This window comes from uncultured Campylobacter sp. (genome assembly GCF_938002845.1).
Classification (GTDB): domain Bacteria; phylum Campylobacterota; class Campylobacteria; order Campylobacterales; family Campylobacteraceae; genus Campylobacter_B.
Genome location: NZ_CALKZP010000058.1, coordinates 96,488 through 106,543, shown reverse-complemented (window position 1 = coordinate 106,543; position 10,056 = coordinate 96,488). Strand labels below are relative to the sequence as shown.

8 protein-coding genes are annotated in these 10,056 nt (G+C 48.8%); 2 read left to right on the top strand and 6 right to left on the bottom strand.

Features of this window, described 5'->3' with window-relative positions:
- From Q0224_RS10785 to Q0224_RS10765, 5 genes are all read right to left on the bottom strand, one after another.
- Positions 1-1,015 (bottom strand): solute carrier family 23 protein (locus Q0224_RS10785; protein ID WP_297951225.1); only part of this gene is annotated, 1,015 nt, incomplete at its 3' end.
- 672 nt (positions 1,016-1,687) lie between these two features.
- Positions 1,688-2,791 (bottom strand): 1-deoxy-D-xylulose-5-phosphate reductoisomerase, encoded by a 1,104-nt coding sequence (gene dxr, locus Q0224_RS10780; RefSeq protein WP_297951223.1) that lies wholly within the window; start codon positions 2,789-2,791, stop codon positions 1,688-1,690.
- Positions 2,785-3,516, bottom strand: a complete 732-nt coding sequence (locus Q0224_RS10775; RefSeq protein ID WP_297951221.1) for a phosphatidate cytidylyltransferase — start codon at positions 3,514-3,516, stop codon at positions 2,785-2,787. Before Q0224_RS10775 ends, dxr begins: the two co-directional genes overlap by 7 nt.
- A gap of 485 nt (positions 3,517-4,001) precedes the next feature.
- A complete protein-coding gene (locus Q0224_RS10770) occupies positions 4,002-4,358 on the bottom strand; it encodes a hypothetical protein (protein WP_297951220.1) in 357 nt (118 codons plus the stop codon).
- 14 nt (positions 4,359-4,372) lie between these two features.
- Positions 4,373-5,692, bottom strand: a complete 1,320-nt coding sequence (locus tag Q0224_RS10765; RefSeq protein WP_366939514.1) for an NFACT RNA binding domain-containing protein — start codon at positions 5,690-5,692, stop codon at positions 4,373-4,375.
- 85 nt (positions 5,693-5,777) lie between these two features.
- Here Q0224_RS10765 and Q0224_RS10760 point away from each other — a divergent pair, with 85 nt between their 5' ends.
- Positions 5,778-7,898, top strand: coding sequence for a TonB-dependent receptor (locus Q0224_RS10760; RefSeq protein WP_297951218.1), 2,121 nt, complete (start codon positions 5,778-5,780; stop codon positions 7,896-7,898).
- A gap of 229 nt (positions 7,899-8,127) precedes the next feature.
- Here Q0224_RS10760 and Q0224_RS10755 read toward each other — a convergent pair whose 3' ends face one another.
- Positions 8,128-8,574, bottom strand: a complete 447-nt coding sequence (locus Q0224_RS10755) for a GNAT family N-acetyltransferase (RefSeq protein ID WP_297951217.1) — start codon at positions 8,572-8,574, stop codon at positions 8,128-8,130.
- A gap of 178 nt (positions 8,575-8,752) precedes the next feature.
- On the opposite strand from Q0224_RS10755, the gene leuC reads away from it, so the two are divergent.
- Entirely contained in the window at positions 8,753-10,027 is a 1,275-nt protein-coding gene (gene leuC / locus Q0224_RS10750; RefSeq protein WP_297951215.1) for a 3-isopropylmalate dehydratase large subunit, read from the top strand.
- The last annotated feature ends 29 nt before the right edge of the window (positions 10,028-10,056 follow it).

The window sequence follows — 10,056 nt, the reverse complement described above, 5'->3', positions numbered from 1 at the left end:
GCAGCAGCATGATGCCGCCGATGACGGGAGCGGGGATTGTAGAGAGCGCGGCGCCAAGCTTGCCCACGAAGGCTAGCAGTATCGCCGCAAGCGCGGCAAAGGTCATGATGGCTGGATTGTAGGCCTTCGTGATGCTGACCGCGCCCGTGACCTCCGAGTAGGTGGTGTTCGGCGGCCCACCGAAGCAGCCTGCTAGCGACGTCGCAAGACCGTCGCCTAGCAGCGTGCTTTTAAGACCCGGGTTTTTGAGAAAATTTTCCTTCGTGACGTTGCTGATCGCGAGCATATCGCCGATGTGTTCGATTGCGGGCGCAATCGCGATAGGCACCATGTAGATCACGGCTTCGAGTTTAAAAACCGGCGCGGTAAAATTCGGCAGCGCAAACCACGGCGCGTTTAGAATCGGCGTAAAATCCACGATCCCGACAAACAGCGACGCACAGTATCCCGCCGCGATGCCGCAAAGTATCGGCACGAGACGCAGCATGCCGCGACCAAACATCATCACGACGATAACCGCCGAGAGCGAGATGAGCGCGATGGTAAGCGACTGCCCCTGCGTGTAAAGCGCCTCTTTGCCCTTGCCCATGACCATATTTACGGCCGCGGGCGAGAGGATGAGGCCGATCGTCATGATGACGGGACCCACGACCACGGGCGGTAAAATTTTATGCAAAAACCCCTCGCCTTTGAGCCTAATAAGCAGGCTCAAAACCACGTAAAAAAGCCCCGCCGCGATCACTCCGCCCATCGTCGCGGCGATGCCCCATTCTTTCACGCCAAAGCTAAGCGGCGCGATGAATGCGAAACTAGACGCGAGAAAGATCGGCGGGACGTTTTTGCGCGTGACGAGCTGAAACAGCAGCGTGCCGATGCCCGCCGTAAATAGCGCCACGGACGTATCAAGCCCCGTTAAGATCGGTACCAGCACGAGCGCACCAAACGCGACGAATAAAAACTGAACGCCAACCAGAGCGTCTTTAAACCTAAGATTATAGCCTTCGTATTTTTCCATATTTTCCTCTTTTTGTTTTACGACTTATTTTTTTGACTCTTGAAATTTGCAGCATTTGTCTTTTTTTGCGACCGAATTTAAAGCCGGCGCGATTTAAAAATTCGTGAAATTATAACATATCGGCGACGATTACGGCGACGAAAATGTGTCGTTTTAAGCAAATATTTTGAGCAAATTTTAAATTTACGCGCCCAGACCCACACCCTGAAAATGCTAAATTTGGTTTGGTTAAATTTAGCGTTTTAAATTATAGTTTTTGTGCAAATTAATCTTTCTTGTTAAGGGGGAAGGGGCTTGAATTGCGCTCTGCTTTGCAGTTGCGAGCGTAGCGAAGCAAAGGAGCCCCCTCCCCCTACGACGCTTTTCTTCGTAGAGGCAACTTGTTGCCGTCTCGTAACGAGTGAAGCGAAGTTAAGGGTGGCGACGCTGCTTTGCTACCGCAAAGCGTCGCAAATATGATTCAAATTTGACGTTTTTAAGATGCGGGTCTCGGTGGGTAAAATTTTGAAAATTTAACCAAATTTGACTTCAAATTTGAGCGTAAAAAATCAAGGCGAAGTATTTTGAGATGGATTTGAATGTTGCGAAGAAATTTTCGACCGAAGATAGAACATTTAGTTCATCGAGGGAGCAAATTTCTAGCTCATTCAAAGACGCTCAAAAGACAAGCCGCTATTTCAGCGACTTTTCCGCCCACGCTCTCACTTCTAAATCTACTTCAAAGATCCTGCCCTCGCTCTCTATTTTCTCGTTTTCAAACCTCTTTGCTGCGGCTAAAACCGTTCGCGAGATATCTAAAAATCCGCACTCGCCGCGCAAAAATTTATACACGGCGACCTCGTTTGCAGCGTTGATAGCGACGCCAAGATCGGGGTTTTGCAAAGCTTGGTCTTTTAGCGAAAAGATAGGATATTTTTTTAAATTTATTTCGCCGAATTTTATGTTTTTTAGAGTTTTTAGATCCAAATTCGGCACGATTTGCACATCGGCGGCGCTCAAATTTAGCGCCCCATCCTCGCCCAAAATCGCATGCGCGATGGCTAAAATCATATCGGTTTTAGATAGGTGCGCCGTAGTCGAGCCGTCGGCAAACTCCACTATCGCGTGCACCGTGGACGTGCGCTCGATAAGCGCCTCGATATCCCGCACGCCGTAAAGCCAAAAAGCCTCCAGCACCTCAAAAAGCTTGTTCGCCATCGTCGCGCTGTCGATCGTGATCTTTGCGCCCATGCTCCAGTTGGGGTGCTTTAGCGCGTCTGCGGCGCGGGCGTCTTTTAGGGCTTTTATCGGGGTTTTGTAAAAGGCGCCGCCCGAGGCCGTGATGACGAGCCTAGCTACAGGGGTTTTGTTTGCGAGCAAGAATTTTAACCCAAAATGCTCGCTATCTATCGGATCTATCGCGCCCCTGTCTAAAAATTTGCCGCCCGCGACGAGGCTTTCTTTATTTGCAAGCGCTAGCTTTTTGCCTAGCTTTTGCGCGGCTAAGCTCGGAGCCAGCCCGGCAAAGCCCACTAGAGAATTTACGACGCGCTCGCTCTCGCACTCTTTTAGCATATCGCAGATGCCCTGCGCGCCGGCAAAAACGTGTTTGTGTTTTACCAATTTAGCAAATTTTGGTTCGGCGATACAGACGAATTTGGGCTTAAATTCGGCGATTTGCTCGTTTAAAAGCTCGTAGTTTGACGCGCAACTCAGCGCCTCGACGCTAAGGCCGAATTTGCGGGCTAGATTTAGGGTGTTCGTCCCGATCGAGCCCGTCGAGCCCAGCACTACCACGATAGCGTCCAGAGCATCGCCGCGACGCCAAACAGATAGCCGTCGACGCGGTCAAGCATCCCGCCGTGGCCCGGCAGTAGCGTGCCACTATCCTTGACGCCCACGCGGCGCTTTAAGTAGCTCTCGAAAAGATCGCCCCAAACGCCAAAAACCGCAACCAAAAACGCCGTGATGAGGCTATGCCAAAAGCTATCGGTCAGCACCCAGCCAAAGCCCGCGCCAAAGACCGTAGCCACGGCGATACCGCCTGCTACGCCCTCCCAAGTTTTGTTCGGCGAGGTCTCGCTAAAGGCGTGTTTACCGCAAAATTTGCCAACAAAAAACGCCCCGCTATCGCACGCCACGACCGTTAAAATCAGCCACGCCAAGTAGCCCACGCCGTACTGCGAATAAAGCATCCAGATGAGAAAAATCGGCGTCATCGGATACAAAAATGGCAGTGCGGGCGTTAGATTTTCGCTCTTAAAATGCGCGAGAAAACTAACAACGAGCAAAACCGCTAAAATAGCGATAAATACGGGGTTTGAAAATGGAGTAAGCAGATAAAAAATAACCGCTATAAGCGCAAGAGAGCCGCCCTGCAGGCCGTAGAGCTTCTGCGCTTCGCTAAAGGCCGTGTAAAGCACGAAGCCCAAAATGGCAAAATTTAACAGATAGCTATCAACAAAAAAGATGACCAAAACCGCCGCAAATAGCGCGACGCCGGTGATTATACGCGTTTTCATGATTTTTCCTTTTTTGAGTAATAATTGTATAAAATTTTCGCTTAAAAGCGCCGAAATTTGAGGCAAATTTGCGTTTGCTGGCTTGTTTTATACGGCGGTTAAATTTGATAATTTATTTTTGATTGAAACGGGGTGGCAAATTTGACGATTTTTGCCAAATTTTATCGAGCGCGGCGGCAAACTTGGCATAAATTTGACAACCTGTGCCAAATTTTACTCTCGCCCAAAATGATCTATCAAATTAAAAGCAAGTAAAATTTGCTCGGCGCGTTTGGCATATTTGGCTGCTATGCACCGCTTTCCCGCGGCGGCTATCCTCAGACGCTAAATTTACGACCGAAACGAGCCAATTTATTACGCTTTAAATTTTACGTTCGCGATATTAAAAAGATGAAAGCTTAAATTTAGGCCGAAAGCGGATCAAATTTAAAGCCAAATTTGACCGCCGAGCATCAACATATTCAGTCAAATTTGAGCGAGAAAGCTTAAATTTTAAGATCGAGATGCTGAAATACGGGCGACGCCTGCGGGAAGTCGTTAGCCGCGATGTGCTCCTCTGCATTTTCATCGCCGTCAGAGTCGGAGTTTTCGTCCTTTTGCTCCGAGGCGAGCTCGCCTTGCTCCTGCCTGCCCTTTTGCTTTTCGTGCTCGTTTTTGGGGTCGATTTTGTAGGTTTCCTCGGTCGGTCGCACCTCGGAGACCTCTTGTTTTTCGTCGCTTGCTAGCGACGCGGCGGCGAGATTTTGCAGGTCAAATCTATTTTGGACGTCGGCGACCTTGTTTGAGACCATATTTACGTTTTGATTGATAAAAATCGTATTGCCAATGGGTGTTACAGCCATTTTCGCCTCCTGTTTTAGTCGTGCTTTGTTACTAATATCGTCTTAAAATTAATATAGTTTACATTTGCGCCGCTCGTAATTTTGACGTTGTTACGTTTGGTAAAATCAACCTCGTACGTCCCGCCGCCTTTGACGCTAAAATTTACGCAAATTTTCGCCGCGAATCTCAAAATTTCCTCGCTTGGAGCGCTTTTTGCGGTTTTGATGATGACGTGCGCGGACGGTAGGTCTTTTAGATGCATCCAGACGTCGTCTTTTTTCGAGTTTTTTAGCAGCCAGACGTTGCCCTTTTCGTTGCGTCCGATGCTGATTTTATAGCCTTCGATATAAAAATCCTCGACGTTTTGATTTTGCTCTTTTTGCTTTACGGCGCGGGCTTTTTTAGGCGCTAGGATCTCTAGCTCTTCGGCGCTTTTTGCTTCATTTACGAGTGTTTTTAAATTTGATAAAAACTCCAGTTTTTCGGTCAAATTTTGCCGCTCAATGATTAGCCCGGCCGCCTTTTGCTTTAGCCTTTTTGCCTTGGCAAACATCGTGTTTGCGGCGATTTTAGGGCTATCATCTAGCACTAGCCTCACCTCACCTCGCTCGAAATCATTTAGCGTTACCTCGCGCTCATAGTCTCTTAACGCGTGTAAATTTGATAGGATCAGCCCTGCATTTTTGCTTAAAATTTCGCTCTGCGCATTTAGATCCGCTTCGTTTTCAAGGCCCGATAAAATTTCGCTTAAATTTTGCATTTTTCGCTCTATCGCGGCCGATTTTACGGCGCGCAGATTTTCTAGCTTTGCGTTATTTACGCGCTCAAATTCCTCGCTAAAATAGCGCGCAAAATCGGTTATCGGCGGCGTCTCTCGCTCTTTTATCGCAGCCGGCGGCAGCTCAAGCAGCTCGCGGCCGGGTTTTATCACGCGAAAATTATTATCTATATGGCGCAAAGCCTCGACGATGACGCCCTTTTCGTCCGTGATGATCGCGTTGGTAAATCGCCCCGTAAACTCCAAAAACAGGCTCGAAGCTAGGCTCTTATACGAACCTTGAAATTCGCACTCTAGCTTTAAAATTCTATTTCCCTCGGGCACGCTCAAATTTAAAATTCTAGCCCCCCAGAACCTCTTTTTAAGCGCGACGTCAAAGGGCGCTTTATACTCTTTTACGTTTAGAAAATCAGGATTTGCGTAGATCGCGGAGTCGGCTTTGCTAAGGTCGAAAAATAGCCCTAGCTCGCCGTCAAATTCGATAAATATCGCCATATCGCCCGCGCGTCTGATTGCGGTTATTTTTTTAAATTTGCCTAGAAAAGATTGTATTTGTTTTAAATTTGCGTATTTCATAGCCGAGATTATAGCCTAAAATCGGGCCGAATTTTAAGCGCAAGAATAATATAATGATAATGTATTTTAAAACGGAGAAAAATAAATGAACAAATTTAGCCTAAGTTTAGCGGCCTCGTCGCTGCTTTTAACCCAAATTTTCGCCGCCGACGTTGCGCTACAAGGCGTCGAAATTAGCGAGAGCGCGGATGATGGATACCGCGCTAAAACCAGCGAAGTAGGCAAAAATAATACGCCTATCTTAGAGATCCCGCAAACGGTAAACATCGTAACCCAGCAGCAACTAAAAGATAAAAAACCAGAGACCCTAGCCGAGAGCCTTCAAAACGTGAGCGGAGTTAGCTACGGAAACACCACGGGCGGTATCTTTGACTCGATCATAAAGAGAGGATTTGGCGGCGGACGCGACGGCTCGATCATGCGAAACGGCGTACCCGCTAGCGTCATGCATAGCTTTAATAAAACCGTAGAAAGCGTCGAGGTGCTAAAAGGCCCGGCTAGCCTACTCTACGGCGCGCAAGAGCCCGGCGGCATCATAAATATGGTCACTAAAAAGCCAAAATACGACTTCTCAAACGAAATTTGGGCCGGTATCGGCAACCGCAACTACTGGAACGCGGGCTTTGACACCACGGGACCGATCGCTGATAGCGGCTTTGCGTATAGATTTATATTCGACGTGATGCAAAAAGACTACTGGAGAGAGTTTGGCGAATATAAAAACGTCCTCTTTGCGCCCTCTCTTTCTTATAAAGGCGATGATTACCGCATAAATTTAGCCTATACGCACACGCGCTCGACCGATCCGATCGACCGCGGTATGTATCTCATTCCAAGCACGGGCAAACTACTGCCGATAGATAAGAAAAGACGCCTTGACGAGCCGTTTAACAGGCTAAAAACCAGACTCGACACGGTGGACGTAAATTTTGAAAAAAATATCGGCGAGGACTGGCTACTGCGCGGCGCTTACGCGTTTTCCCGCTCAAAGCACGAATACGGTCACATCAGGCTAATGAACGTAAATTTAAACACGGGCGTTGCAGCTAGACGAAACGAGGCGTATGACGGATTTATCCACCGCACGCATGCGGGGTCGTTAAATTTAAACGGTTATGTGCAAACGGGCGAGATAGAGCACAACTTGCTCTTTGGTATCGACGCAAAGGAGTATTACCGCTACCGACCGGGCGGTCTAAGAGACACGGGCGCCCACCTAAATATCAATATCTATAATCCAATCTACGGCAGAGTCGGGTTGCCGACGGTAAGGGAGCCAGGTATCCAGTATCAAAAGCTAAGAACGATCGGATTTTACGCGCAAGATAGTATAAATTTGACCGAAAATTTGATCTATTCTTTAGGCGTTAGATACGAGTACTACGACCAAGTCGCGCGCGGCACGACTAGCGGACCAAACACAACCGATCAGCAAGACGGCAAATTTACGTGGCAGACGGGGCTTTTATACCTGCTAACGCCCGAGTGGTCGGTTTACGCCAACTACGCGCAAAGCTTTAATCCGCAAATGGCGATCAGCGGCGACGACATCGGCGACATAAAGCCTGAAGAAGGCAAAAACATAGAGCTGGGAACTAAATTTCAAAACGACAGCATAACGGCTAGCGCGGCGGTCTTTAACATCGATAAGAAAAATATCATGCGCACAGTAAATAGCGTTAGCGCTCCCGTGGGCGAGGCGCGCTCGAGAGGCTTTGAGTTTGACTTTAACGGCCGCGTGACGCAAGGGCTAAGCGTAGGCGCTAGCTACGCATACACTAAAACCGAGGTGCGCAAGGATAGCGGCGCGTTTGCCGTGCTAGTGGGCAAACCGCTAGAAGCCACGCCTAAGCACCAAGCCAGCCTCTTTGCCAACTACGACTTTAGCCACCTAGGCGCAAAAGGCCTAAGGATCGGCGGCGGTGCGAGGTACTTTGGCTCATGGTACACCTACTACATGAGGACGAATCTACCGGCCGTGCCTGCGGGAACGGGCTTTAAGATGGACGACGCGGTCGTTTACGACGCATTTATCAGCTACGACACCAAGATCGCGGGTTACGAGACGAATTTCTCGTTTAACGTCAAAAATTTGACCGATAAGCTCTATTATACGTCCTCATCGACCGGCACGCAGGCTAATATTATCCCGATACAGCCGGGGTATGCGAGGCAGTTTATGCTGACTGCTAGCGTTAAATTTTAAAATTTAGTGGTTCGTCTTTTTGGTTTATACGTCGTTGGATTTAAATTTTACTCGGTCACTACCGACTAGGTAGCTCCCGTCGTAAAATTTAAATCTGCCTCGTCTAAACGCAAAAATACTTCGCCTTAACTTTTTACGTTCAAATTTGAAGTCAAATTTGGTTAAATTAGTAAATTTCGGCTTCAAATTTGACTCGCCGAAACCTGCATCTCGACAATGCTAAAAAATTTCACTCGCCTTTCTTGCGTTTTCGCCAGCAAACGGTAAAATTTTCCATATTTTGGTTAAAACCGAATTTTTCTAAAAACGACACTGCGCCTTTGTTTTTGCCGATCGGCGTGATGGCCCACGTCGTGGTATGAGCGAATTTTTTATTAAACGCCTCCATCAGGGCCGTGCCGATCCCTTTTTGTTGATAATCTTTGTGCACCATAACGGAGTAAAGATAAGTGGTCGCAAAGCCGTCTCTATCGCTAAATGCGTCTAAAATGCCGACAGTTTTTTCGCCGATTTTGGCGATGGCGACATAGTCGAAATTTCGAAACGTATCGTAGTGGCTCCAAAGCGGCGCGGCATTGACGTATTTTTGTTCCGTCCAGCCTATGCTTAGCTGAATCTCGTCGATGTCTCGCGAGTCAAAATTCGCGCTATTTTCCAAAATAACCAAATTTTCCATCCATTCTCCTTTAAAAAATGTCTGCAAATTTTAGTCTAAAAACGCTTGGAGACATCCTACGTCTTGATAAGCATTGTCAATACTGGGCGCCATCGCTGCGACATAATGAAAAATTTTATAAATTTTCGCTAAAATCGCTAAATTTTAAAAACGAGCGGCATCCGCAAAAAGGAAATTTATGCAAAACTCAAAACAAACCATCACCGAAAAGATTTTCAGCGAGCACGTAGGGCGCGAGGTTTTCGCGGGTGAGATTATCGAGAGCGACATCGATATGGTCATCGGCAACGACATCACGACTCCGATCTCCATCAAGCAGTTTGAGCGAAGCGGCGCGACGAAGCTCGCCAATCCGGACGGCTTTAGCGTCGTGATGGACCACTACATCCCCGCCAAAGACATCCTAAGCGCCAACCAAGCCAAAATCAGCCGCGATTTTGCGTATAAGCATGATTTGAAAAACTATTTCGACGAAAAGGACATGGGCATCGAGCACGCGCTTTTGCCGGAAAAAGGCCTCGTAGTGCCGGGCGACGTCATCATCGGCGCCGATAGCCACACCTGTACGCACGGCGCGCTGGGAGCGTTTGCCACGGGCATGGGTAGCACCGATCTAGCCTACGCGATGATAACGGGCAAAAACTGGTTTAAGGTGCCGCCGACTATAAAAGTAATCTTTCGCGGCAAACTTGACCGCCACGTCTACGGCAAGGACCTCATCCTAGAGATCATCCGCCGCATCGGCGTGGACGGCGCGCTGTATAAGGCGCTGGAGTTTACGGGCGAGACGATAGAGAGCCTCGATATGGACGGGCGTTTTAGCATGTGCAACATGGCGATCGAAGCGGGCGGAAAAAGCGGCATCATCGCAGTCGACGAAACCACGAAAGAGTTTTTAAAAGGCAAAAGCTTACGCGCCGAGCCGAAGCTGCACTACTCCGACGAGGGCGCGAACTACGAGCAAATTTTAGAGATCGACGTCACTAATCTCGATCCCGTGATCGCCTATCCGTTCCTGCCTAGTAACGGCAAGAGCGTGCGCGAGGCCGTCAGAGACGATATCGCTATCGATCAGGCCTTTATCGGTAGCTGCACGAACGGCAGGCTCTCGGATCTACGCATCGCGGCTGAAATCCTAAAAGGCCGCAAAGTAGCGCGCAAAACCCGCCTCATCATCACCCCTGCAACGCAAAAGATCGCCCTTCAAGCGCAAAAAGAGGGGCTGATGGATATATTTGCCGAGGCTGGCGCGGTCGTGAGCAACCCAACCTGCGGCGCGTGCCTGGGCGGATATATGGGAATTTTGGGCGTGGGTGAACGCTGCGTGAGTACGACAAACAGAAACTTCGTCGGCCGCATGGGAGATCGCACGAGCGAGGTGTATCTGGCAAACTCTGCCGTAGCTGCGGCTAGTGCGGTCGCAGGCAAGATCGCCGACCCTCGCGATCTTTAAAATTTGGCGGCTTGTCTCGCGAGCGTCTT